The sequence below is a fragment of the Bradyrhizobium sp. LB13.1 genome, from assembly GCF_054056815.1.
Map to the genome: position 1 here is coordinate 621031 of NZ_JBSRYQ010000001.1, position 23298 is coordinate 644328.

The 23298-nt window shown below is 55.1% G+C and carries 22 protein-coding genes; 11 read left to right on the plus strand and 11 right to left on the minus strand.

Going from position 1 to position 23298, the window contains the following annotated elements; genetic code table 11:
• Positions 1-51 precede the first annotated feature (51 nt).
• Both ACVWYI_RS02965 and ACVWYI_RS02970 read left to right on the plus strand, forming a co-directional pair.
• Positions 52-2529 (plus strand): AAA family ATPase, encoded by a 2478-nt coding sequence (locus tag ACVWYI_RS02965; RefSeq protein ID WP_456661176.1) that lies wholly within the window; start codon positions 52-54, stop codon positions 2527-2529.
• Positions 2526-3905: an McrC family protein gene (locus tag ACVWYI_RS02970; RefSeq protein WP_456661177.1), complete on the plus strand. Its 1380-nt coding sequence runs from the start codon at positions 2526-2528 to the stop codon at positions 3903-3905. Before ACVWYI_RS02965 ends, ACVWYI_RS02970 begins: the two co-directional genes overlap by 4 nt.
• Before the next feature lie 26 nt (positions 3906-3931).
• Here the strand turns inward: ACVWYI_RS02970 and hxsC are convergent, their stop codons facing one another.
• The 4 genes from hxsC to hxsA2 all read right to left on the minus strand — a co-directional run bounded on the left by hxsC (position 3932) and on the right by hxsA2 (position 7209).
• Positions 3932-5023 (minus strand): His-Xaa-Ser system radical SAM maturase HxsC, encoded by a 1092-nt coding sequence (gene hxsC / locus ACVWYI_RS02975; RefSeq protein WP_456661178.1) that lies wholly within the window; start codon positions 5021-5023, stop codon positions 3932-3934.
• A 104-nt stretch (positions 5024-5127) separates the two neighbouring features.
• Positions 5128-6576 (minus strand): His-Xaa-Ser system radical SAM maturase HxsB, encoded by a 1449-nt coding sequence (gene hxsB, locus ACVWYI_RS02980; RefSeq protein ID WP_456661179.1) that lies wholly within the window; start codon positions 6574-6576, stop codon positions 5128-5130.
• Between the two features lie 17 nt (positions 6577-6593).
• Positions 6594-6944 (minus strand): hypothetical protein, encoded by a 351-nt coding sequence (locus ACVWYI_RS02985; RefSeq protein WP_456661180.1) that lies wholly within the window; start codon positions 6942-6944, stop codon positions 6594-6596.
• The gene (hxsA2, locus tag ACVWYI_RS02990) at positions 6928-7209 is read right to left on the minus strand and encodes a His-Xaa-Ser repeat protein HxsA2 (RefSeq protein ID WP_456661181.1); all 282 of its coding nucleotides are present in this window, start codon (positions 7207-7209) and stop codon (positions 6928-6930) included. The genes ACVWYI_RS02985 and hxsA2 overlap by 17 nt, the downstream gene beginning before the upstream one ends.
• Positions 7210-8159: 950 nt before the next feature.
• Here hxsA2 and ACVWYI_RS02995 point away from each other — a divergent pair.
• On the plus strand, positions 8160-9743 hold the full coding sequence (locus tag ACVWYI_RS02995) for a hypothetical protein (protein WP_456661182.1): 1584 nt from the start codon (positions 8160-8162) through the stop codon (positions 9741-9743).
• A 143-nt stretch (positions 9744-9886) separates the two neighbouring features.
• Here the strand turns inward: ACVWYI_RS02995 and ACVWYI_RS03000 are convergent, their stop codons facing one another.
• Positions 9887-10357, minus strand: coding sequence for a recombinase family protein (locus tag ACVWYI_RS03000; protein WP_456661183.1), 471 nt, complete (start codon positions 10355-10357; stop codon positions 9887-9889).
• A 320-nt stretch (positions 10358-10677) separates the two neighbouring features.
• Between ACVWYI_RS03000 and ACVWYI_RS03005 the strand changes: the two genes are divergently transcribed.
• Genes ACVWYI_RS03005 through ACVWYI_RS03015 form a run of 3 tightly spaced genes read left to right on the plus strand, consistent with a single transcriptional unit; the run spans position 10678 to position 14566 of the window.
• Positions 10678-12006 (plus strand): protein kinase domain-containing protein, encoded by a 1329-nt coding sequence (locus ACVWYI_RS03005; protein ID WP_456661184.1) that lies wholly within the window; start codon positions 10678-10680, stop codon positions 12004-12006.
• 59 nt (positions 12007-12065) lie between these two features.
• The gene (locus tag ACVWYI_RS03010; protein WP_456661185.1) at positions 12066-13217 is read left to right on the plus strand and encodes an AAA family ATPase; all 1152 of its coding nucleotides are present in this window, start codon (positions 12066-12068) and stop codon (positions 13215-13217) included.
• Positions 13214-14566 (plus strand): hypothetical protein, encoded by a 1353-nt coding sequence (locus tag ACVWYI_RS03015; protein WP_456661186.1) that lies wholly within the window; start codon positions 13214-13216, stop codon positions 14564-14566. Before ACVWYI_RS03010 ends, ACVWYI_RS03015 begins: the two co-directional genes overlap by 4 nt.
• Before the next feature lie 254 nt (positions 14567-14820).
• On the opposite strand, the gene ACVWYI_RS03020 is transcribed toward ACVWYI_RS03015, so the two are convergent.
• The 4 genes from ACVWYI_RS03020 to ACVWYI_RS03035 all read right to left on the minus strand — a co-directional run bounded on the left by ACVWYI_RS03020 (position 14821) and on the right by ACVWYI_RS03035 (position 16092).
• Positions 14821-14928: a hypothetical protein gene (locus tag ACVWYI_RS03020; RefSeq protein WP_456664477.1), complete on the minus strand. Its 108-nt coding sequence runs from the start codon at positions 14926-14928 to the stop codon at positions 14821-14823.
• Entirely contained in the window at positions 14921-15058 is a 138-nt protein-coding gene (locus tag ACVWYI_RS03025) for a hypothetical protein (RefSeq protein ID WP_456661187.1), read from the minus strand. Before ACVWYI_RS03025 ends, ACVWYI_RS03020 begins: the two co-directional genes overlap by 8 nt.
• Before the next feature lie 82 nt (positions 15059-15140).
• Positions 15141-15485 (minus strand): helix-turn-helix domain-containing protein, encoded by a 345-nt coding sequence (locus ACVWYI_RS03030; RefSeq protein WP_456661188.1) that lies wholly within the window; start codon positions 15483-15485, stop codon positions 15141-15143.
• Positions 15397-16092, minus strand: a complete 696-nt coding sequence (locus tag ACVWYI_RS03035; protein ID WP_456661189.1) for a hypothetical protein — start codon at positions 16090-16092, stop codon at positions 15397-15399. The genes ACVWYI_RS03030 and ACVWYI_RS03035 overlap by 89 nt, the downstream gene beginning before the upstream one ends.
• Positions 16093-16300: 208 nt before the next feature.
• Between ACVWYI_RS03035 and ACVWYI_RS03040 the strand changes: the two genes are divergently transcribed.
• Positions 16301-16480, plus strand: a complete 180-nt coding sequence (locus tag ACVWYI_RS03040; protein WP_456661190.1) for a hypothetical protein — start codon at positions 16301-16303, stop codon at positions 16478-16480.
• A gap of 1072 nt (positions 16481-17552) precedes the next feature.
• Here the strand turns inward: ACVWYI_RS03040 and ACVWYI_RS03045 are convergent.
• Complete coding sequence (locus ACVWYI_RS03045; protein WP_456661191.1) at positions 17553-18536, minus strand: ABC transporter substrate-binding protein; 984 nt, start codon at positions 18534-18536, stop codon at positions 17553-17555.
• A gap of 427 nt (positions 18537-18963) precedes the next feature.
• On the opposite strand from ACVWYI_RS03045, the gene ACVWYI_RS03050 reads away from it, so the two are divergent.
• The 3 genes from ACVWYI_RS03050 to ppk2 all read left to right on the plus strand — a co-directional run bounded on the left by ACVWYI_RS03050 (position 18964) and on the right by ppk2 (position 21938).
• Complete coding sequence (locus ACVWYI_RS03050; RefSeq protein WP_456661192.1) at positions 18964-20253, plus strand: OpgC domain-containing protein; 1290 nt, start codon at positions 18964-18966, stop codon at positions 20251-20253.
• Positions 20254-20584: 331 nt separating this feature from the next.
• The gene (locus ACVWYI_RS03055) at positions 20585-21094 is read left to right on the plus strand and encodes a hypothetical protein (protein WP_456661193.1); all 510 of its coding nucleotides are present in this window, start codon (positions 20585-20587) and stop codon (positions 21092-21094) included.
• Between the two features lie 22 nt (positions 21095-21116).
• A complete protein-coding gene (ppk2, locus tag ACVWYI_RS03060) occupies positions 21117-21938 on the plus strand; it encodes a polyphosphate kinase 2 (RefSeq protein ID WP_456661194.1) in 822 nt (273 codons plus the stop codon).
• A 118-nt stretch (positions 21939-22056) separates the two neighbouring features.
• Here the strand turns inward: ppk2 and ACVWYI_RS03065 are convergent, their stop codons facing one another.
• Positions 22057-22947: a hypothetical protein gene (locus tag ACVWYI_RS03065; RefSeq protein WP_456661195.1), complete on the minus strand. Its 891-nt coding sequence runs from the start codon at positions 22945-22947 to the stop codon at positions 22057-22059.
• A 105-nt stretch (positions 22948-23052) separates the two neighbouring features.
• Between ACVWYI_RS03065 and ACVWYI_RS03070 the strand changes: the two genes are divergently transcribed.
• Complete coding sequence (locus ACVWYI_RS03070) at positions 23053-23256, plus strand: helix-turn-helix domain-containing protein (RefSeq protein ID WP_456661196.1); 204 nt, start codon at positions 23053-23055, stop codon at positions 23254-23256.
• Positions 23257-23298 lie beyond the last annotated feature (42 nt).

The following is a 23298-nucleotide window of genomic DNA, read 5'->3' on the forward strand; positions in this document are numbered from 1 at the left end:
TAGAACTATGGATTCGGTGTCCGGCAGTGATCTATCGTAGGTAGAGTGACGTTGGCCAGAAAATCGACCGAATTCGGAGAAGAAATGGCTTCAAGTGAAGACGCGCTTCGTATTCAGCTAACGCAAGGCGCCATCGATAATGGGTACATTCGCATACCCTCGCACCAACAGCTGTTTCCCAGTAAATTCGTAGCGGGAGCCGACGGCGAACCGGAACAGCGCTTTACTCTGGCGCTTCCGAACGGAGCCGCCTTCCGAACTTGCATCCTAGGGAAATACAAACGTCTGCAACTTCGCCTGGGCGCCGCCTTTAAAGAGTTGCGGATATTGCCAGGAGACTACGCGGTTCTCGACCGTGAGCCAGCTAGTCTTGACTCCTACGTTCTAACCTTTGAACGGGATCAGGGGCGCCTTGGCGCTTCGCAGATCAACGCAATGTTGGAGAGTCCTATCGCAATGCCCGATCTCAACCGGATTTTCTATGGGCCGCCCGGCACGGGTAAGACCTACGCAACGGTGGAGGCGGCGCTTGAAGTGCTCGACCCGCATCACCTATCGGAGAACCGCGATGATCGTCCCGCCCTCAAGAAGCGATTCGATGAACTTAGCGCTTCCGGCGATATTCGCTTCGTGACGTTTCATCAGAGCTTCAGCTATGAGGATTTTGTCGAAGGACTCAGAGCTGAGACGGACGAAACCGGCCAACTTAGGTACGAAGTCACTGATGGAATCTTCAAGAGCTTATGCGTCGCCGCAACGGCGAAAGTCACTGAGCAGCGAGAAGCACCAGTTGGCCTAGAAGGCCGTCGTATCTGGAAAATGTCACTCGGTAACTCTCTGGGAGATGACGCCTATATCTTTGATGAATGCATCCAGAATAACTATGCGCTCTTAGGCTATGGGGGGATAACAGACTTCAGCGATTGTAAAGATCGAGAGGACGTATTCAATCGTTTTATTCAACGAGGTGAGGCAGTCACCCAAGATTCATATCCTGTCTCAGCGGTGAATACCTATCTCCTGAAGGTAAAAGAAGGAGATTTGCTGGTTGTATCGGAGGGCAACTCAAAATTTCGCGCCATTGGTCAGGTGGATGGTCCTTATCGAGTGATCAAACGAGACGAGCAAAGCGATTCTTACGGCCAATGTCGATCCGTCAAGTGGCTGCGTGTTTACAAGCCCTCTCTTCCCTTTGAGCAATTGATGAATAACCAATTTAGCCAGATGACGCTTTATGAGCTTCGTCCTGGCTCAATCGACACATCCAAATTAGCGGCGCTGCTCGACGCAGTAGCTACCGGACCGATCGAACCTTTTCGGACCGGAGATAGATTTGGAGCCGGTGCTGGCTACGAGGTCGTTCATGCGTCGGCGGATGTTGTGGAATTAGCCAAGCCAAATGGCAGCCGAGTGCCCCTAGGAATGAGCATTATTCGTGCTTTGGGGGACTACGTCCGAGGGGGGCAGCTGACCATAGAAGACATCCGAACATCTCGCGTATTCGGTAAGCTTCCAGCTACGAACCTGGAGAAGCACATAGTCAACGGGTACAACAACCTGCTTCCCTCACTAGTCGAACGGTTTCTGTCGGTGCAGAACTCGTCTGCGCCGTCTAAGGCGGACGCGAAAGTTCTGATCATTGATGAAATTAATAGAGGCAACATTTCGCGCATTTTCGGCGAACTGATTACACTGATAGAGCCAACCAAGCGACAAGGTGCATTGGAGGCTTTGGAAGTTGTCTTGCCATACTCCAAGAGTCGCTTCAGCGTCCCTAAGAACGTCTACCTAATTGGCACGATGAATACAGCCGATCGATCCCTGACTACCCTGGATTTGGCGTTGCGACGACGGTTCGTCTTTGAAGAGATGGCGCCAGAGCCAGATGAACTGGAGGGGATCGAGATATCTGGCGTTAATGTCGCCGAACTCTTAGAGGTGCTGAACGACAGAATCGAAGTTCTTCTAGATCGAGAGCATCGAATCGGACACGCATACTTTTTAGCTCTGGAGGACAATCCAACAATTGAGGCTCTAGGTGCTATCTTCCGCCGCCAAATTCTGCCTCTTCTTGAAGAATATTTCTTTGAAGATTGGGCCAAGATCCATTGGATTCTCAACGACCACCGCAAGTCCGCTGAGTACCGCTTCCTGAGTTCCGTTGAGGATGATGCCGATAGACTGTTTGGCGCCGACGTGCCGTTGCCGCGCGAAAGAACGCGCTGGCAGGTCAATGATGCGGCCTTTTGTAAGGCTGAAGCATACCTAGGAGTGATCGACTCCAATCGTCAACTTCAACATCAACGAGTCGATAAGGAGGCTACCAAGGGCGATCTAACCATCAGGAGGCTAGCCAGCGGAACTATCGAGGTGTGGGAAAAGGGCGCAAAGCTACCAGAGGCCAAAGCAACACTTCGTAAATTGGCGATCGAGATAGGCTTGAAAACATCTCACCCCAGCGGGAATTCGCTCAATACGCGAGCGCTGGGCAGCAGCGTTATAGACGCATTGAAGTCGGGTGCGATGTGAACGATACAATCGTCGTACGGGAGTTCGCGAGGTTGACTACCGATACATCGACGATTCGCTCTCTAGATGCCGCGTGTATAAGCCGGTCGGCATTCGATTGGCTTTGTGCATTGACTCCCGCACGTGACGCGAACGGATCCTCAATTGGGCGGATCGAGGGTCGCAGCTCATTGAGGCTAGGCAGCTACGTCGGTTGCCTCGAAACTCCGTGCGGTACACGTCTTGAGATATTGCCAAAACACTATGACGGTGAGGAGTGCACGGCGCAAAGTCGACTGCTGCTGCGACGAATGATCCAGATTGCATTGGACTTACCAGCTCGCGAGGTTGGTGAAGCTGATCTACATTTGTTCGATGCTCCGATGAGCGAGTGGGTCATCGGAAAGTTCTTATTGCTGCTCAAGCAGCTCGTGAAGCGAGGGGTGCGGTTCAGCTACGAAAGGGTTGAAGACGAGCAAGTCTTCATGCGTGGTCAGCTCAACGTCGCTAAACAGCTTCGTCAATCGCCAGGTCGACAGCACTATTTTCAGATCAATCACGACATCTTCTCGGGGAATCTGCCCGAGAACAGGTTGATAAAATCGGCGCTAGAGATTGCATGTAGGGCAACGCAAGATGCGCTTCACTGGCGGCTCGGACATGAGCTGCGCGTTCTTTTGCATGAAATCGCCCCAAGCGTGAATGTGTGGAGCGACTTTGCCGACTGGCGGAACGATCGATTATCCGCCGGGTATCAAGCAATCAAGCCCTGGTGCGAGCTGGTATTGCGGCAAAAGTTTCCCCTTGCTTTATCTCAGGATTGGAGGGGAATCAGTCTGCTCTTTCCTATGGAAAAGCTGTTCGAACGCTATGTGGCCCACACCTTGAAGCGTCAGCTAAGCAACGAAGCCTCAATTAAGCTCCAGGCTCGTCTGTATTACCTGTGCGGTCATAATGAAGGCAGCATATTTCGGCTCGAACCGGACTTTCTCGTTACGCACTCCGGGGTCCGTTGGATACTTGACGCGAAATGGAAGCGCATCGATGGTAGCAAGCGGCAAGATAACTACGGTCTCCATCAGGCCGACTTCTATCAGCTCTTTGCCTACGGGCATAAATATCTAGAATGCCAACCCGCAGGTGAGCTCGTACTCGTTTATCCGAAGACTTCATCATTTCCAAAGCCGCTACCACCATTTGACTTGCCACGGCAACTGAGACTCTGGGTTTTACCCTTGGACCTGGAGGAAGACTCTTTAGATGGAGTTGAGATGACGACTCTTCCTTTGAGTGGAAGCCCCGACGGGGCAGTTTCCGACCAGCTGCGGCCGCCAAGATCTAACGGGTGGACCGATCACACTGTTCGTCGACTCGGAAACCCGGCGAAGTTCATCTAGAAGGTCAGTAGGAATCCGCCAAGACGTCAATTTGCCTCGTTCAACAATGATTGAGTGATAGCGCTTACGCCGCGGCTGAACCGCGGACGTCCGGTCGTAAAAAAGCCGCTACAGGTGGTCTTTGCGTCACAGCGATCGCATTCCTCCACGAAGCCGTTTTTCCAGTCAGAGATCGATTGGAGCGCGTGCGGCCAGATTGACTTTGGGAGGACACATTTCGGAAGGTTGTAGACCGACACTTTGACGCCAGCGGCGCTCAAGTGATCGACGGCTCTTGCGAGCCCGTCGCCATAGTCCACCGGATCCATCCAGAGCATGGCATCGTTTGCAATTGCGAACCCTGTGTTTTCGAGGCCCATCAACGCGACGTGGTCGACGAACGGCAGATTGCGGGCAATCCACCGACCCGTGTCCTCGATGACCGGCGCGGTCAATGCATGCAGGACGACACGGATTTCGACCCTTTGTCCTCGGTCCTTGAGCTTTAGGATGCCTAGGATTGTCTCGTCGAACGCACCCTTGGCCTGCACCACGTGATCATGGATGTGATCGACGGCGGCATAGACCGGAATGGCCGCCATCAAGCTCGGGTGGCCGATCTCTTTCCAGGCGTCGACGATCCGCGAGTCGGCGAACGCCCGGCCGTTGGTCAACACCTGTATGGCCGTTCCCGGCAGCTGATCGCGGCACTCCTTCAGGACGGCGATGAAGTCTTCCCAATCCGACAGGGTCTCTCCGCCGGTGAACGTCAACGCGCGGGTCGCCCGGTCGACGAGAGGCAGGCTTTCTTTAATTTCGTTGAGGATCCACCGGTCATCGACATCTTTCGGTGGTTGCGAGCACATCAGGCAATAATTGTTGCACCGTTCGGTGACCAGAAACGAGTTGTGTGCCGAATTCCGGCGATACAGCGTACGGAATCTCCTCGACAAATGATCGAACCCGATGATGTCCCCGTCGGCAAGATAGTCGTATTTCGGGGGAACCGTGACGAGCCGCCCTTTGAATGTGCCGGTTAGATCGATCGGGCTGTCGGAGATGACAAGGATGGATGGCCAATCGGCTTCTATCGCGCGCTGGACTTCGTCCGGCGTTCTGGCGAGCGCGAAATCAGCCACGTGACGTTCGGCGTTGCTGTTGATCGACCGGAGTCTGAGCGCTGATCGGGCCTTGTTCGATGAAAATCCATCACTCCGCGAGGCTGTGCCATAGAGAGGGAGGGTCATGCAGTGGCCCATCGTCGCAAGATGGCAGCATCTTCCGGACAGTTCTCCATAATGTCCAAGAGCAGCCCCATGATGCCTTTTTGTCGAGCGCAAAATGCCGACAGCGGCTTGATCCCCAGGGCGTCACCCTGGGTCGCGTGATGATAGACGGGGTCCGCCCCGCAGTGGCTCTCATACACGCAGGTCGAGCATTCAGGCGCGCACTGAGTAAGCGACGACGAAATCGCGCCAATCAGCTTGTCCGACAGGATGAGAGAACTGTAACTGTCGCGTTCGACGTGACCGAGCCGGAAAGCGTCGTCACCAGTCTCGGCCAGCATCCGGCCTTCATCCGAAGCGAAAACACTGCCGTCATAGTTGTAGACCAGCGCCCCAAGGCCGGCACCCGCGGGGCTGCGCAAATCAACATAGCCGATGGGTCGATCCGAGAGCATCCGTGTGAGAAGCAGTGCCGCATAGAACTCCCGGAACGGGGTGCCCTGTCGGTTGATTTCCAGAGTGCGGCGTAATCCTCGCTCATAGAACGCAAGCCACTTCTGCGCGTCGTACTTCGCGAACTGCTTCGTTTTGATCGCAAATCCGAACGGAGAAAGCGGGCGCAGGAAGATGCCATCCAGCCCCAGTTGGAGATATTCGTCGATGATTTCATCGACGCGGTCGAGGCTCGCCTCTGTGGTAGTCATCAAGGCCCCGATCATGTCGGGACCTAGAATCTCCCTGGCTCGCCGGATTCCAGCGACAGCTAGTTCATGACTGTTTGCACCGGGTCGGGGACGGTTCTTGTTGTGCAGGTCGGCGGGACCGTCGAGGGAAGTGGAGAGCAGGACGTTGTTCGCTTTGCAAAACTCGAGAACGGCGTCATCCAATAAGGCCAAGTTCGACGCGATCACGAAGTCGAGCTTCTTGCCGGGCCGTTGCTTCGCAGCGGCAACAATCTTCCTGATCAGCGGAAAATTGAGAAGTGGCTCCCCACCCTGGAACTCGATCTTGATCCGTGCCGTCGGGCTGGCGAACGCGATGTCGAGCGCCCGCATCGCGGTTTCTTCGCTCATATCGAAGCGTGAGCGGTCAGTACTTTGACGCGAGACCTGGCAATATGGACAAGAGTGTTCGCACCGCAGGGTCACGACGAAAATATGAAGCGGGGTCGTCTGCTGCAGGAACGACATCCGGCTTCTCAGCCGGGCGGCCAAAAGCTGCCGTTGCGCCTTCTGGTTCGCTCCGGTGACAAGATGAGCGGCATAGGCCTTTTCGTAGAGGCCGTCGCCGGGGCGGACCCGAAGGTCGACGAGCCTGCTCAGTTCATCCTCCGTCAGGCGGATGAAATCGCCGAGCATGTTGGCGACAAGATACTGGTTCGCGCCGGTGCGCTCAAAATTGAACGGCAACAACGATAGATCTTCGGTTGCCGCTCTGAAGGTCTCAGGAGATAAAAACCGCGCCATGGTTCTCCGGCAGGACTCTATCCGCCATTATTTTGGTTAGTGGCCAGGGCCCCGAAGGCAAGTGCGAGGATGACGTTCCGAACGCCTTCAGTTTTTTCAGCGACGCGAATCCGCAAGTTTTCGTCGGCGACAAGGTACAGAAACCGCTCCTTCAGTTCGTCTGAACTGAGCACGGCTCCTTTTTGCGGATTGCCAGAAGAAACTAAGCGGCAAATATAGCGGTTGCCTACCCGGTCAACCTGACAGGTCGCCGATCCGATCAGACGATAGGCTGCCGCATCCAAAGCGCTCAGGCTTTGAATGCTTGGATCGAAATCGACAGCTACCTCGACCTGAGACGCCGCAGGAAGCTTAGCGACTGGAGGCATGAGAGGCATGTGAAGCATGCGACGCGTGGGAGCTATGTCCCGCAACGATGGTCCCGTCGGCCTGCTTCGTCATGACGAACCCGAGAAGGTCTTCCCCCGCCTGATAGTAGGCATTTGCCTTTGGCTTAGTGCCGATGCTTTCGGCCGCTACCGCGGTCGTATCGTTGGCAGCTACGGCCTTGGCCTCAGCGCCCTGAACCGACATTCCAGTGAGCGATGCGAGCGCTGCGCCAAGCGAAAGCACAACTTTTGATTTCTGAGTCATGTAGCCCCCAAACTCTCGATTTGCCCAAAGAATGTGCTGTCTACAACTTCCAAGGGAGATACGTCCATAGTTCTATTGTTGAAGCGCCGGTATGTCGTTACCTTGCGAGGGCAAAACAAAGGGCGCCTGCCACCAGTGCCTTTGGGCGCCCCGGTTTGCTGGACAGCGGCCGTTCAATCAGGTGAACCCCAGAGGGGCGGCCTTCCTGACCACATCGGAGGCCGTTCCGGGCACATCCCAAGGTTGCTTAGGCTTATCTGACTTATCTGGCTGATCTGGCAGGATTCCTCGTCTGAGCCTGGGAAATAATGATTCCCAAACAGGTCATTCAAAGGCCCAGAAATTCCCGCTGGCAAACCACCGTTTTCGGGTCAGATAATTCTTGACGGTTTGCGGACAGATTATTCGACAAGTAGCTGTCGTAACTCCCGCATCGTTCAGGTGACGCGCAATCTCGGTGTAAGAACGCTGCGATACATCCGCATCCAATCTCGCCCTGAGTTGGGATGCAAACTCGTCAGCGGCCTTCCGAGATAGCCAGGACATGACCTCTTTCGTCCACCCGGAATATCCAGAGAAATTCATCCAGAAGGTCAGCGGAAGCTCCAGGGTTCGAGGCGGTTTCAGCTGATGGCACCGTGGTTCAGTTGCGTCCGATGAGCTGACCACACTGGTGACGGGAATGAAGATCCGGCCATTGGCAAAAACAAGGGAGCTCGTTGGTGCATGTGGCACCCTGACAGTTAGACCTTCGTTCTCTGGAGATCATTTGCGTAACTAATAGCGCGAACAAACCACAACTGTGAACTGGCTCGCACAAGCAAAGCGCCGTTTAGCGTAGCGTACGGATAGGAAGCTAGTGATGTAGCATCGCTATTCGTCGAAAAGGCCAATCTGCTGCATGGGTAGTGCTTTTCACCCTAAATGTTTCATTTGCAGGAGCATCCGCGATGCAAACGCTTGGACAGACCGCGCATTTTAACATCCAGTACGACGAAACCCTAGTCGGCTCCGACGGCAGTCCGAACGCGATCTCGCGCGCTCAGCGAGTCCTGGGAATCTGTGAAGCTGAGTTCGGTCTGCTGGCTAGCTGGTACAAAATCACCGATGGATTTGGACCCGACAATCGCGTCACCATTCAAATGGTTGCGGACTTTGCAGCGGGTGGGGCAAGCAACAACGGGTACAAGGGAAGCAACACGATCATCAAGATCGGAAACCAGACGACAAACGCGAACGCGATTGCTGCGGGTCAGAGCAGCTGCATGTCTTTTGTGGCTGAATTGGTCGAGGTTTTTGCCAGCTATCGCAACCAGCACGGAAACGCCGCCTGGAACGCGAGTAAGAGCGATGGCGAGGGCATGTCCTTGCTTTGCGCCCGCGAGCGCTTCGGTACAGGGTATTCACTGTTTTTCGCAACGCCATGGGTGAACAGGTGGTTGCAGTCCAGCCGCGACACACAGTGGATCAACGCCTCCGAGAACACCGACAAAAATCCACTCAGCTTCGGATTATCCCTGCTGTTTCTCTACTATCTCAAGAGCCAACTGAACCACTCCATTCCAGACATCATTGCGGCGGGAGGGGGCAGCCTTGCGCAAACCTATCAAAACCTCACAGGCAAGAACGACGCAGCCGCAGCCTTCTCGCAATTGATCAATAAATATTTCCGGCCGGGGAGCACGCCCCAGCTCGCCACTGAAAATCCATTTCCACTTCTGGAGGGATTGCGGCGGGAGGTAAAGCTCTCGCTCGACTCCGAGCCCGAGGGAAAGCCGTTCCAAGTGGACGAAGGCGTGGCGCTGACGTCACCCTTCTTCACCTGCCCAAAGGACCTCTATAAGTGGCATGTCGACAGCGCTCCGAAGAAAGTGACTTGCGTTGCCACTGTGCGTGGATTTGGGCTTCCCATATACCGCTGGCGAATCAATGGAGTTGACCTTAATCCACCGGCGCAGCTGGACCAGCCAAATGTGCAGGGTTCGATCACGGTCCAGGCGACAGTGGCGACCGACCATGCGGCCCTGCCATCTACGTCCGACCTGCAGGACGTCCTCATTAACTATGGCGTCGGAGAGGACGATTTCAGTTCGAACCTGGTCTTTGACTTACCGGGAGTAGTTGGCCACGTCGATTTGTCAATCGAGGCGAGCGCAAGCGAGCGCTTTGCGTCCACCGATGTTAGTTGGACGGCTCAAAGCATAACGGTTGATAACGAAAGTCTTCTCTGGGAGGCACGTTACTACGCAGACCGAGAGCGCTGCATGAAGCCCTTCCTTGATGTTGCGGCGCGGTACATTCGGTCGGATCCGTTCTTTAGCTTGGTCAAATCGCTGCCGGATCCTCCTCAGGAATATACTCGAGTGATTAGAGAGGTAACACAGGCCTCCGCTCAAATTGCTACTCTAGCGCAGCACGCGCCCGACCAGGCACGAGAGTTGCGCCACGCGATGTCGTCGGCCCTGGGCATAACTCCTGCCGTTTTGGACGAACTCGGCAAAGCGAACATCAAAGCGGTTAGGGCAGCCGACTGATGTAATTCTTGACCGTCTGCGGATAGAACTTCCGCCCAGTCACGGTTGTAACTCCCGCCTCGTTCAGGTGTCGCGCAATCTCGCTGTAAGAACGCCGCAATAGATCCGCATCCAATTTCGCCCTGAGTTGTGATGCGAATTCGTCAGCCGCCCTGCGGTTCTTCGCGGCCAATATTCTTTCCATTTGACCCAAGAATCTTGCCTCGGCGTTTCGCTTCGGCCAATGCGGCCTTCGTTCGTTCGGAGATCAGCCGGCGTTCCTCCTGGGCGAGTGCAGCAAAGATATGAAGCTGGAAGTCGGTTGCGTTAGGCATTTCTGCACAGACCAGACCGATCCCTTGCTCGAGAATGCTCGCGATAAAACTGACGCGGCGGGAGAAGCGGTCGAGGCGAGCGATCGCAATTTTGGCGTTCTCACGCTTCGCCAGCTGGATAGCTCGTTGCAGCTCGATGCGCGAATCATCTTTTCCAGACTGGATGTCGCAAAATTCCGCGATCAGTGTGCCGGCGCCTGCGATAAACTCAATTATCTTGCGATGCTGAGCAGCCAGTCCTAGGCCAGACCGGCCTTGACGCTCCGTCGACACGCGATAGTAAGCAACAAATCTCAACACCTTTTAACCTCCGCACCGGAGGCCATCATCGATCCTTGAATGTTAGACAACTGCTGTCTCAGGATGGCAAACGCAGGGCTGTGTCCGCCGCCGCGGGATCAGTGGGACATCACTACGACAATGGTAGTGCTGTGTCAGTCATGCAACCCCATTGCGGTTCTTCAAGTTGGATTCTAGAGTTCGGCGAGAGCTACTCTTGCTCCTTAGCGGGGCCAAAGGGAAGCAAGCATTTCAAGGTACCACAGACCGATTCCATAGCTACGATTCGCGCGAATGGTCGACCTGCGGATCTTGCGCAGCAACAAAGTGAACGTGCCAAAATGGATAAAGTCAAAGCAGAGACTTGGGCTGCCGAACTCAAGGATAAGGACGTTGCCGGGTACACAATCCATTCTCTTATAGACTTTGGTAAGTCAGCCGCCGTCTTTCGTGCGAGCCGGAGTGGCGCAACTGTCGCGCTCAAGATTTTCGATGACGAACTAATTGAACGCTATGGAGACAAAACACAGCTTGCCCGAATCGATCGTGAACTTACGCTTGTTGGCAAGCGCCATCCCAATATGGTGGCGATTCTCGATGGCGGCTTTGATAAGCGCACGGGTAACCACTTCATTGTTATGGAATATCTTGCCGGTAAAAGCTTAGAGAAATGTCTGAGCGCGATACCGGAAGCCAACGTGCCAATGCTCATCGAGCAGTTAGCGTCTTGCTGCGAATACTTGGAGACCCTCTCACTTGTTCATCGCGACATAAAGCCGGCAAACATTGCCATCCTCAACGACTATTCCCGCCTTGTCCTGCTCGATTTCGGCGTGATGAAGCCCGTAGGGGAAGTGGGAGTGACCGACGTTGGAGGAATTCAATCGTTCGTCGGGACTCTCCAATACAGCTCGCCAGAATTTTTGCTCCGCAAGGAAGAGGACACGATCCAGGGCTGGCGCGCCCTTTCGTTGTATCAAATCGGGGGGGTGCTTCACGATCTGGTTATGCGTAGACCCCTCTTTCACGAGTACGCAAACCCTTATGCGCGCCTAGTTATAGCGGTACAGAACGACCAGCCCACTGTCGCGAGCACTACGGTGCCGTCCTATTTGGTGGAAGCTTGTAAGTCAGCTCTAGTGAAGGATTGGCGTACAAGGCTCCAGTTAATCGGATGGAAGTCCTTCAGCCCTCCCGGAAAGACCGGAGTGGGTTTAGATGCGCGGGAGCGAGTCATCAGACGATCTATCCTCAACGACGCGATGGCCGTGCCTCAGGTCGTCATCGGAACCGGAGCAGGAGAGTTAGTGGAGGCGGTTATCAATTTGTTGAAGGTCGAGGTTAGGCGTGTGAGGAATAGTAACGCAGCGGTATTTCCTCCACTTTCCGTTACCAGAATCCCGGCGGACGGAAACATCCTAACCGTCACGCTCCGATCCGAACCTCAACAGGGTTTACCAGTCGGCCTCACTATGGAGGTTGGCGTTAACGTCTTAGACGAGACAGCACAAGCTGTAAGAATTGGCCTCTGCGCTTGGCTGGGCTCTCCTGCATCAAAGCCCGCGACCATGAAAATGACGAGAAGCATTCGAAGGAATTTTTACGCCAGCGACTCTCTCTGGGATGATCGAAGACGCGATGTATCTAGCGCTCGACCGCGCACAAATTGAATGTAGCGGCGATGAAGGTGTAGCAATCAGCCTTAGCGATTTGGAGGCAGGGGTCTAGGATGGAAGCGTCTTGGTGGACTGATCCGAGTGAATTGGATGCAGATCAGCGAAAAGTCTTGGCGCTTGCGACGGATGAAAATCATCTCGTCGTTGGCCCCCCTGGTTGTGGAAAGACAAATCTCCTCCTGCTTCGGGCAGCTTACCTCCATCGTCTAGGCGTCAAGAATATTGTAGTTCTAACATTCGGCAGAGTGCTGCGAGAGTTTCTAGCGAGCGGAACGCAGCATTACCCTTTCGCAAGTGACAAGATTCAAACATATGTCCGCTGGGGAGCAGAGCTACTGCGCACGAATGGTATGGCGTTCGAAGAAAGTGACAACTTTGAAATTACGAGATCCAGACTACACACTGCACTATTAGAACTGGCTGACCACGGCCGACGCGAAGACGTGCATGATGTCGTCTTGATAGATGAAACTCAGGACTACTCCGCCGAAGAGATCGAGCTGATTTGTCGATTTGGCGATCGCATGTTTGCGGTAGGTGACAACAACCAGCGAATTACGGAGAAGCACGGAGCCATTGAGCGGTTGGTTTCTCTCGGTGCTAGGCGATCAATTTTGACTTCGCACTATCGAAATGGACTCAAGATTTGCCGGGCCGCCGACGGGATCAAGAATTTGATCGACCGCCCGGAAGGAATGGAAGCTACGTCAAACTACGATGAAACCACGTTTCCCTCCACGGTCGACGTATTCTCAGATCTTCAAGTCAATGATCAGGTCGAGAGGGCCGTTTCGCGAATCCAGACTCAACTGCAAGCCTATCCCGGCGAGACGATAGGAATATTGTGTCCTCGCCTTGAAGATCTCGACGCCATTCGTGGCTACTTGGAAGGGTCGTCAATTGCGGACGAGGTCCACGTTCAGCGTGCTGGTGCATATTCATCGTTTTCTCCTGATCGGCCGGTGATTTTGACGACAACCATTGGTGCAAAAGGCCTTGAATTTCGGGCCGTGCACATTATCGCAGCAGATCGCCTCAAGCGGTTTCCAACTCAAAGAAATCTGACCTACACTGCAGTTACTCGAACTAAGACATCACTTTCCGTGTACCATGAGGGAAGTCTTGCCGGATACTTCGAGAAAGGGTTGGCAGCCTGTCAGTTCACAAAACCTGCAGCGCCTAACTTGGATGATCTGTTCCGATGACACGCTTTCTTGAAAAGAGCCTATCACGAGAAGAGTTTTTGGAGTGGATGGCACGCGATAGTGCCGAGCAGCTAAACTTGCCCACAGCAGAGTCATTTCGGGACCCGAACAGATATGACGTGACATTGGTCTGGGAGAGTGTCGAGGAGGGATCTCGGAATCACCCTCTGATCGTGGTTCCTGCAAATGCTATGGAAGACTTTTTCGCTTTTACAAGCACCTACATCACCACTCACCGCCCCTATTCAGCGTTCTATAGGGTAGTGCCTCGCGAGTTGCTCAACGAGATTAAGAATCGGCACGCACTTTCCGAAGCGGCAGATCGGTTTGCAAAGGTGGCGGCAGGAGCAGCTCTCAGCGAGCATTATCTTCGCTCCCGCGAGAGAGCGGGCAGTGTCCCCAGCTCGGTGCTTGTATCATTACGGTCTACTTTGTCGGTGATCCTTGGGAAGGGAATTGCTTCCGGCTATTCATCAGTCGTGGTCAATTGGATTGCAGATCAGTGGGACTCCGTTCATCCGTCAGCGCGGTTCGCAGGGCGACCGTCGCGAGACATAGTTGTTTCGATATGGATGCTCCTTCTCGGTGCCGCGAGAGGTGAGATGCATAGGAGTGATAGTTCGTATGTTCAAATCACGCAGTTCCTTTCGACCGCTTTACGCAACGAGGCCGTGAGCGTCGAGATGCTTGCTTCGCTCGGAGCTAAGCTGCCAATTCTGGTTGACCCAGTCCGAGCTTTACGTGCTCCGCGCGAAGAGCGGATCCTTTTGTTCAATAAGTTCGTGAGTGGTATTGACAGAAGCGGATCGGATGAACTGCTTAGCTCGTTCGTCGCGGGACTTTTGCTTGCGATTGCGGGCAATGGGTCATTCGACATGCTACGATCTGCCAGAGATTTGGCGGAGCGAGCTCCATCCGCAATCATTTGGTTTGGTGTTTGCGCAGCGCTATTCCAGGAAAGCAACGTATTAACCGTGGGCAGCAGCGTTGGCAGGCGACTGGTCCGGGACTTTCTGGCACCTCGAGCTATATCTGAAGGGCCTCGCGCTGATCTCAGCCTATTCGAGTACAAGATGTTGCTCAGAGACGCGACGAATTTAGAGCAATTGAACACGGAGAGTGTTGACGCATACTGTCTCGAGGTACTGCCTGACGTCGTCACTTATATTTCGCGCGACGTGAAAGGACCAAATGTACGATCGCGTGATGAACTGCAAAATGTAGCTCTAGGATTGCAAGAAATCCGACACATCATCGATCGAGTTCAGCATCGCCTGGGCTTGTCGGCCGAGCCTTCTCAACAGGAACTATTTCGGCCCGATCGTCGTCCTCGAAACAAACCTCGCTGACTCAGCGCAGCTTCGTTCGGGCTGCGCCGGCAAAAGATCAAGATAACGAGACCGAATTCACTCGAAAACGTCGATCAGCTTGAAAATTTCAAAAGTAAACCAGCGTTTATGTTTGACGGATCTCTTAATCGTCCCTGGACGACGCATCTCGGTAACGTCTGCTGTTCATCCGGCAACGGACTCTCGCGCGTCCGGCTCCGAGGTCGCCAATGGGCCAATAGCAGAAGTGGTCACCGGAATGATTCCATTGAACTTTATCCTGCTCGCGGCAGCGGCGGTCGCTCCCACTTGCCTTCCACCGCTGCTTCTTTCGGCCAATATAGGCGCATGATCATGGAGAACGGCCCCTTGGGGTCAGGCAGCCAGTTGGCTTCCTTTTCCTTGCCGGAGGATTCGTTCCTTGCCGGGGGATTCGTTCTGGATGATCAGCGTCAGCCAGCCGTCGGCATCGCGCTTGAGCTGCGGCGGGACCGATCCGATGCCCCTCGTCACCGGACGCCAACCATGGCCCCTAGAATGATCTTCTCATGGCTCTTCCCGGCAAGGGAAGCCCACGACCGGCAATTCTAGAGCATCACTGGAGGCGCGATTTCACCAGAGTGTCCGAGGGTCGTTCGCCGAACTGAACACGATAACTCCTCGCGAAATCACCTAAGTGCCAAAATCCGAAAGCCAGCGCACACGCCTTTACGCTATCCGCTCCGGCCAGCAGTCGTTGCCGCACGAGCCAAAGGCGCCTCAGGCGCAAGTATCGATGGAGGCTCATTCCTCGGTATCGCTTGACTGCCTCGTGCATGGTCCGCACCGAGGCGCCAACTTCTCGCGCAAGTTCATCGCTGTAGACCGGCCGCCCCAATGTTACCGGACAATACTTCCTGAATATCTCGGAAAATCCTGAAATACCTGAGGTAATTCGCATGAAACGCCCATCTTGCGTCAACAACGTCGGCGAATGCGGCATCAATTCCAGCCAGTAGGGACTCCCGGATTGCGGACGAGGCGTCGCCCACCTCGTAGGTATCGAACGTCGCGGAAGTTGACAGGATCTGCCTCACGAGCTCGCGCAGCGAATGCTGCGCAGCGGTGCTCGTTTCAAACGCTTTCCAGTTGGGACCGGCTTGGGGCCAGCCACGATCCTGTATCGCTGGCGTGAAAATAATTGATGTGAATTGCCGCTCGGCTCGTTCGACCGTGGAATATGCAGCACCGCTGCCGCCGATCGCGATAGCTGAGTGATCTCTTTCGACCCCGTTGAAGCGAATAGGAAAACCGTCATCCATCGAGAACCCGACAGCTGTGCAATTGTCGGCAAGCTGACCATCGGCGATGCGCGGGAAAGACTTGGCAAAATTGATGTCACATCCGGGGAGATTTAGGATGACTTGCTCAGCAGAGATTTTCCGTGCGAGAGGCGTAAATTCGACCTTCAGATTTCGCACGGCTGTTCGATACTGATCGAGATCAGTAAAGCGAAATACCTTTGGCGCCAGCACAGCGAGAACCGTTATTCTCCTATCGAGGACCAAGGCGGTCCTCTAACAATACTAAAGCCGAAAACGGGCTCTAGGGATTCCGGAAGACTACGGATTAAGCGTATAGCGAGCAACACGTCAGGGCTCAATAAGCCATCAGAAGGACGAGCCATTGAACTGCTGCACTGCAGTCTAGATCGCACCTGCTCTGGTGTATTTCTGCCCCCCGCGATAATTTAATGCTCGGCTGGGGGGCCCCACAATGTTCGATGTGTATTTGAACGGCAGGTGCGATCTGCTCGTCGTGCGCAACGGTTCGCCAATTCCACCTCCTGACGTGTCAGGCAAATGGCGTAAGAAGAAGAGAAGAGTAGCTTCCGTTAGCGAGGAAATTAGGCTCGCTGTTCAGGTGAAAGGCTACTACATGCGCAAGCTGCGCTAAGCTAAGCTCGCTTTAAGATATCTAGGCCCACCTTACTCAAGCGCATGCGAATGGTAGTGGGCACAGCCGTGATGATGGCTGTCTGTGGCTCGTCCTCTATCAGGTCGTTCGCGAGTAGCTTCCAGAGCATGCGCGGCGAGACACCATTGCGCTCGCACTTCCAGACGCTACCGTCCGGCCCGAAAACACGAAACACTTTCTGGTCATTGGTCGCGATCATCGCGCGACGTGCCGCAGGCGTAACGTTGAATCTCGTATGCTCTGGCGCGCTCATCAGGCAACAAAAGAGAAGATGCCAAGTGGGCTCTGTTGATCTAAATCAAAGCGTGCGCCTTGGGTCAAAAGCGTCGGTCTCGCGCTCCACTGCAAACTTCCGGTCCACCCCTCTGAGCCGAAATGTAACGGCACCGCCCCACCGGTAGCGATGGGTCAAACGCGTCGCTTTGGCCCTCGGCTGCAAACTTCCGGTTTGCCCCTCTGAACCGACATGTAGCTACACCGCGTCAACGGAAGCGATGGGCCACAAGCGGTCAACGCACCCGTCAGTCATGCTGGCCGGAGGAGTTCGTACCATCACCTATCGGTTCGCTTGGCGGGCTGATGTCCTTTGATCCCGTGTCGCTTAAAGGCTCGGATGGTCGCGACGGTCGAGCCTTCTTCAAGCATTTCAACGCAGCCCGAGCGTGGCGAGCGGCTTCTTCGTTACCTGATTTTTCAATCTCTTCGACAGCCCAAGCCAAATACTGAATGGCGGTGTCATGGTGAGCAGTATTCCGGTCCGACATTGACTGACCTTGTAGGCGTGGTCTTTCAAAACTCCTCTAACGCTCAGTCGCGGCAATCGGATCACATTCGTATCAAACCGTTCAGCGCGGGCACGTCACAAGACGATGCGATACTTGGAACGAGGGTTCGCCGCGTACCAAAAAGCACAAGGAGAGTGCCAGCGCCGCTGTGGGTCAAAAACGGCCGCCCGCACCGGAGACAACGACTTCTGCTCTGCCCTCAACTCCAGACCTGCCGATGCAGTGCGCCAAGCGGCGCGATGGGCCAAAGGCGGAAGTGGCCCACTCTATTCGATCACTTCGTCCGCGGTGGCAACAAGCGAGGCCGGGATTTCGAGACCAAGCGATTTTGCGGTCTTGAGATTAATCACGGTCAGGAATTTGGTGGGTTGCTCGACAGGAAGCTCGCCCGCTTTAGCGCCTTTCAGAATTTGATCGACATAGTGCGCCCCACGTCGAGCCATGTGGAAAAAGTCCGGCCCGTAAGCCAACAATCCGCCCGCCTTAGCAAAGCTGATCTCCAGGCTCATCGACGCCAAGCCCGCTCGCGCCGCGAGATCGGGTACCCGGTTCGGCGGGAAGGAAAAGATCGTGTCAGCGAATAGGTACAAAGCCTCGGCACCCCGAGCTTTGGCGGCGGCAACCGCTGCGGCAACTCCATCGGCTTCGCGCACTTCGAAAAGGTCTATCTCAAAGCCGAGCTTGGCGGCAGGAGCTACTGTCTCCGGGTATAGCCGCCGATGGTTTGGGTTTGCAGGATTGATGATAATGGCGACGCGCCTCACCTGTGGCAAAGCCCCTCGAAGAATTTCAAGCTGCTTTCCAGCGAAATCGCCGGGAACCAGTGCGGTGACACCCGTCATGTTTCCGCCAGGCTTGGCGAGGCTGGCGGCAAAACCCAAACCGACGGGATCGCCGACGAACAGCATGACGACCGGTACGTCCGAAGTGGCGTTCTTTGCTGCCAGCGCAGCCTGAGCAGCGACGACAACGATGAGATCGGGTTTCGATTGCACGAGGTCGGCAGCGAACGCCGAAAGCTGGTCGAGGCGATTATCCGGGTCCTTGCGCTCGACGACTAGGTTAGCCCCCTCGATCCAGCCGAGCTTTCGAAGCTCGTCGAAAAAGGCGGTGTTGTAGACGGTGTCGCACTTGGGGGCACAGAGCATTCCGATCCGCGCCACTTTCGGCACCGCTTGGGTTGCGGCTGCTGACGCGAATACAAGCAGCACAACCAGAAGGACAGGCATGGTAGGGGTAAATCGCTTCATTCGATCACCATGTCGGCGCGCCGAGGAGGATTTCGCAGTGCGGCCGATTTCGGCCTTGGCCCCGAGAGGGCTGAGTTCCTAACAGCTTATAGGCCGACAGGTGGATCACAATGTGACGCGGTGGGTCAAACCTAGAAGTCTGAGTTTGCGCAGTTAGAAGTCCGCTTTAGCAAGAATCGACATCGTCAGCCGCTCTGTCAGGTCCGAAAAGCCAGCAGCCGACATTCGGACTGAAAGAGGACGCCAACTGAGAAGCCTTACCGGATGATCGAAAGGTCGGTGAGGTCCTTCTAGTCGCGGCGACATCTTTGATCTGCATCAATGGAAGGATCGAAGCATGAGCATCTGCTCAATCGCAGTTACGAACTAGGTGTCGGTTTTGCCGTGACCTTGTTTTGCCTACGCGCTTTTGCGAAAGGTTTAGAGCATGCACGAGAACTTTGGCGAGGCCCGCACCGCTGTTCTAGTAGGCCCTGGTAAACGTGACCTGCGGCTTGATCTATTGCGAGGCATCGGCCAGTGGATGGTCTTCCTGGACCATATTCCGTACAACTTCCTGAACTGGTTCACCCTTCGCAACTACGGCTTCAGTGACGCAGCCGAAATATTTGTGTTCATCTCCGGATATTCGATCGGATTTGCCTACGGACCCGCGGTCAAAGCCGGCCAGTTTCTAGCTGGGGCCAAGCGCCTTTGGACGCGCGCATCGCAACTCTATGTCGCCCATATTTTCTTATGCTTGCTTCTCATAGCTCAAATTGCTCGCACCGCAGCTCGGTTTGACAACCCGATGTACAAGGACGAGTTCAATGTCGCGCAGTTTCTTGACCGTACCGATATAATGATCGGGCAGGCCCTATTGCTCAAGTATAAGCCAGTCAACCTAGATGTCCTGCCCCTCTACATCGTGCTGGTGCTTGCGGCGCCTGCAATTCTGTGGGGCCTGTTGCGTCGACCGAACTGGACGCTGCTCTGCTCTGCGGCTCTCTACGTTGCAGCGCGACATTTCGATTGGAATTTGCCTTCGTTTCCCGGCGGCAAATGGTATTTCAATCCTTTCGCATGGCAGTTCTTGTTCGTCCTCGGCATTTGGTGTGGCTTTGGTGGCGGTCTAACAATAAGGACAGCCATATTGTCCCGCCCGGCCGTCACTTTTGTCGCAGGGGCATGGCTCTCCTTTGCGTTCCTGATCGTGATGACGTGGCACGTGCCAAGTTTGGAGCGATTTGTGCCGCAGGCGCTAATTCACGCGATTTATCCGATCGACAAAACCAATCTCGATCCCCTGCGTCTCACGCATTTCGTCGCACTGATGGTCGTACTGCTGCATGTTCTCCCGCCGGATGTGCCGGGGCTAAACTCGAAATGGCTGCGCCCGTTGATCCTGTGTGGTCAACGTTCGCTCCCCGTGTTCTGTTTTGGCGTTTTGCTGTCATTCGCTGCTCACTGGATCCTGGTGCAGGTTGCAGGTGGCATCGTCGCCCAGATGCTCGTGAGCGTCTTGGGCATTGTTCTCCTGGTGGGCATTGCTTGGATCGCTACATTGTACCGCAGCCTTCCGACCTTGTTTGGGACCGAAACGCGTGTGATCCGGATCGGAAAAGACGTTCCGATGATCGAGGGAGAATACCCAGATGCCGACGACCCTTCGGGTCCGAAGCCGAAGTGGGACAAGAGCACGTATCACGTCGGATGTGGGCCAACGCGTGACATTTAAGGGTCAGCTACGGACATGATGCCGCGGTTGTGGCCATTAAGCGGGGCCGTTTTTATATAGCCGCCGCTCGGTCCGTATGTCTAGACTGGGTGGGCGCGGTCCCTCAAAGATCGCGACATCGCGATTGTGCTGCAGGGCTGCGTGATGACGTTCGAGAAAATCTGACCGCTGTCGGGGCCGAACAGAATCTTGGTTTGATTTCCGCCCCCCGCACGATGGAGGACGGCCTGCGCCATGGGGCTGGGGTCATCGATACTGATGAAGAGCCTAGGATAGCCAGTGTACCATGCGCAGGAGACCCATCCCGCTCCTCCAGCAAAAGGAGTTAGACATGTCACAGTCAAAGATCCAACAGGGTAGCTCGGATTCCGCGCAAGAGCTTGGAGACGAGACCTTCATGTCGGCTACCGAGTTGCGCAATTACATGAACCAAACCGAGATGGCCAAGGCGTCGAAAAACGTCGGTTCAGATCAAGCCCACAAGGCGCGCGAGCACCTCATCAAGTCATTGTTGCAACCAGTCGCAGTCACGCCTGAAAAAATTGCCGAGGTAAAGAGGCGGGTGTTCGGCCAACTTAGGTCGGCTGCAGGAAAAGGCGACAAAGAACTTTTGGTCATGCGTTTCCCGAATGCGTTGTGCACGGATAAAGGGCGCGCTCTCAATAATTCTGAAAAAGAATGGCCGAGCACCCTGACTGGGAGGCCTCTTCAGGCCTTCGAATTCTGGCGCGACCACCTGCGGGCCCAAGGCTATGGCCTGAAAGCGATGATCGTGGATTGGCCGGAGGGCCTTCCGGGAGATATCGGCTTTTTCCTTACTTGGGACGACGCGAAGGGCTGACAACTGGTGAGGGAGACTGAATATGGACCAGATAGCCAACAAGGATCGCAAGAGCGACGAAACCAACGTTCCGGGGCTCAAACGCAAGGAATACGAGCAGAAGTTGCGCGAGCTGCACGTTGAACTAGTCAAGCTTCAGGAATGGGTGAAGCGCGAGGGCAAGAAGGTATGCATTATCTTCGAGGGACGAGATGGCGCCGGCAAAGGTGGTGTCATCAAGGCCATGACCGAAAGGGTCAGCCCGCGCGTTTTTCGCGTGGTTGCCATGGCCGCCCCGACGGAACGCGAAAAGTCGCAAATGTATGTTCAGCGATACTTGCCGCATCTTCCTTCGGGCGGAGAGATCGTGATCTTCGACCGCAGTTGGTATAATCGCGCCGGGGTCGAACGGGTCATGGGCTTTTGCACGGTGGATCAGGCCAAGCATTTCCTAGAACTGGTCCCTCCCGTCGAAAAGGGCATAGTCGACTCGGGAGTTATACTTCTCAAGTACTGGCTTGAGGTGAGTCCAGAAGAGCAAACTAATCGGCTGACCGCGCGGATCGACGACAGGCGAAAGATCTGGAAGCTCTCCCAGATGGACCTCGATTCCTATACGCGATGGGATGATTACACGCGAGCACGTGACGACATGTTCCAGGCGACTGATACCGCGTGGGCGCCATGGTTTATCGCTCGATCCGACAACAAGAGGCAGGCACGACTCAATATCATTGCGCACCTACTCTCGAGTATTCCCTACAAGAAAGTACCCCGCGCGAGTGTCAAGTTGCCAAAGCGCAAGGTTGCTCGCGGCAAGCCGCTTCGCGATTCTCTGAGAATCGTTCCGGAGGCGGACTTATGAACGCGCGTCCGGCGGCACGACACCATGACCGCTTTGGGTCACAAGCCGAAGTGAAGCATCGAACCAAACGACGTCCGCTTTACTGCCTGGTGCAGACCGTCATCGCCAGAAGGAACAATCACTTTGCTTTGAGCAGGGATGCTATTTCACCGACTTTTTTTTCGAGATAAGAGCCATGACATGGTGAGTAGCCGCCTGGGTCAACACCCACCCATTCCGCCGGGAGCAAGCACGTCAGCGGTCCTGATCCCGTCCCATACTGTCCGACAGATTCGATCTCGGCCTGAAGCTCCTGGACTTGATAGTTCTCCAGGCCAGTCTTGATTGCTAACTGAACGAGACCTTGGTCAGTCATGTCGTCTACTTTGGATGCAGCGGCCTCCTTCAGCTTGATGCCATTGTTAAGCAGCCTTCCATTGAGGGCGCCCAACTGATCGGCGTAGAATCCGCTTGATGCATTTGCGATCCCTAACGAGGCAACGAACTGCTTAATGCAGGCGACCGTTGCGGCAGTGCCCCTTTTGGACCCAAGGTCATCTTTGGCAGTGCGGATGCGGACCTGATCGCTCTTCGATGTCGCTCCAGCTTCGGCAGCCTGCAACCGGCTTAGTACCTTGTCCTGGTAGAGGCCCACGACGTCGCGACACTGTGCGAATGCCTTGGCGAAGGCCGGCTTGGTCAAGATGGTGACGTTCATCCACTCGGCAAACTCGACAACCGACCTGTCAGGACCACCGAAAGAGGGGCGGGTGACGGAAGCCTCCCCTGCGGGGCTATTGCAAAATTCCCTTATCGTCACAAGCCTTGGATCCGAAGGGCGAACTCCGCCGGCTATGAGCGCTTCGAGGTTTGTACCCTGGTCCTGCTTGAGTTGATTATCTACACAGGTCCGCAATCCGGCCGGCAGCGTGGCCCAGTCGCGAGATGCGAGGCTCTGCTGTTGAGCCTGAGTAGGCGTGGCGCAAAGCAGCAGCGAGGCAAGCGCCAGGACTGAGCATTCTACTTTCATGATATCCTCCAGCTTCCGGCATTTTGTCGATTTAAAGCGGTGGGTCAATAAGCGACAGCCTGATCATTTCGGCCCATGGATTGGCGCCAGGTTGTTGCGGCTAACTTGCGGAGGATCAGGCGGGAACGAGGATTCTCGCAGGAGACGCTTGCCTATGAAGCTGACGTCAACCGCACCTACATCAGCAAGCTGGAGAAGGGGGCCACCTGGGTCGGCTTGGAGGTTCTGGTGAAGATCTCCAAGGTGCTTCAGGCCGAGCCTGCCGATTTCCTCCAGCGTCCCACCCGAAAGGCGGCCAAGAAAGCCTGAGCAGTCTGTCGAGGTCAGTCAGCCTCGTTCTTCGTCCGAACA

Bases quoted from the DNA above. Each gene is read 5' to 3' on its own strand.
- ACVWYI_RS03015 (WP_456661186.1), top strand. From the start codon at position 13,214: ATGACACGCTTTCTTGAAAAGAGCCTATCACGAGAAGAGTTTTTGGAG.
- ACVWYI_RS03010 (WP_456661185.1), top strand. From the start codon at position 12,066: ATGGAAGCGTCTTGGTGGACTGATCCGAGTGAATTGGATGCAGATCAG.
- ACVWYI_RS03005 (WP_456661184.1), top strand. From the start codon at position 10,678: ATGGATAAAGTCAAAGCAGAGACTTGGGCTGCCGAACTCAAGGATAAG.
- ACVWYI_RS03055 (WP_456661193.1), top strand. From the start codon at position 20,585: ATGTCACAGTCAAAGATCCAACAGGGTAGCTCGGATTCCGCGCAAGAG.
- hxsB (WP_456661179.1), bottom strand. From the start codon at position 6,576: ATGGCGCGGTTTTTATCTCCTGAGACCTTCAGAGCGGCAACCGAAGAT.
- ACVWYI_RS03045 (WP_456661191.1), bottom strand. From the start codon at position 18,536: ATGAAGCGATTTACCCCTACCATGCCTGTCCTTCTGGTTGTGCTGCTT.
- ACVWYI_RS03065 (WP_456661195.1), bottom strand. From the start codon at position 22,947: ATGAAAGTAGAATGCTCAGTCCTGGCGCTTGCCTCGCTGCTGCTTTGC.
- ppk2 (WP_456661194.1), top strand. From the start codon at position 21,117: ATGGACCAGATAGCCAACAAGGATCGCAAGAGCGACGAAACCAACGTT.
- ACVWYI_RS02995 (WP_456661182.1), top strand. From the start codon at position 8,160: ATGCAAACGCTTGGACAGACCGCGCATTTTAACATCCAGTACGACGAA.
- ACVWYI_RS03050 (WP_456661192.1), top strand. From the start codon at position 18,964: ATGCACGAGAACTTTGGCGAGGCCCGCACCGCTGTTCTAGTAGGCCCT.
- ACVWYI_RS02985 (WP_456661180.1), bottom strand. From the start codon at position 6,944: ATGCCTCCAGTCGCTAAGCTTCCTGCGGCGTCTCAGGTCGAGGTAGCT.
- ACVWYI_RS03040 (WP_456661190.1), top strand. From the start codon at position 16,301: ATGTTCGATGTGTATTTGAACGGCAGGTGCGATCTGCTCGTCGTGCGC.
- ACVWYI_RS03030 (WP_456661188.1), bottom strand. From the start codon at position 15,485: ATGCGAATTACCTCAGGTATTTCAGGATTTTCCGAGATATTCAGGAAG.
- hxsA2 (WP_456661181.1), bottom strand. From the start codon at position 7,209: ATGACTCAGAAATCAAAAGTTGTGCTTTCGCTTGGCGCAGCGCTCGCA.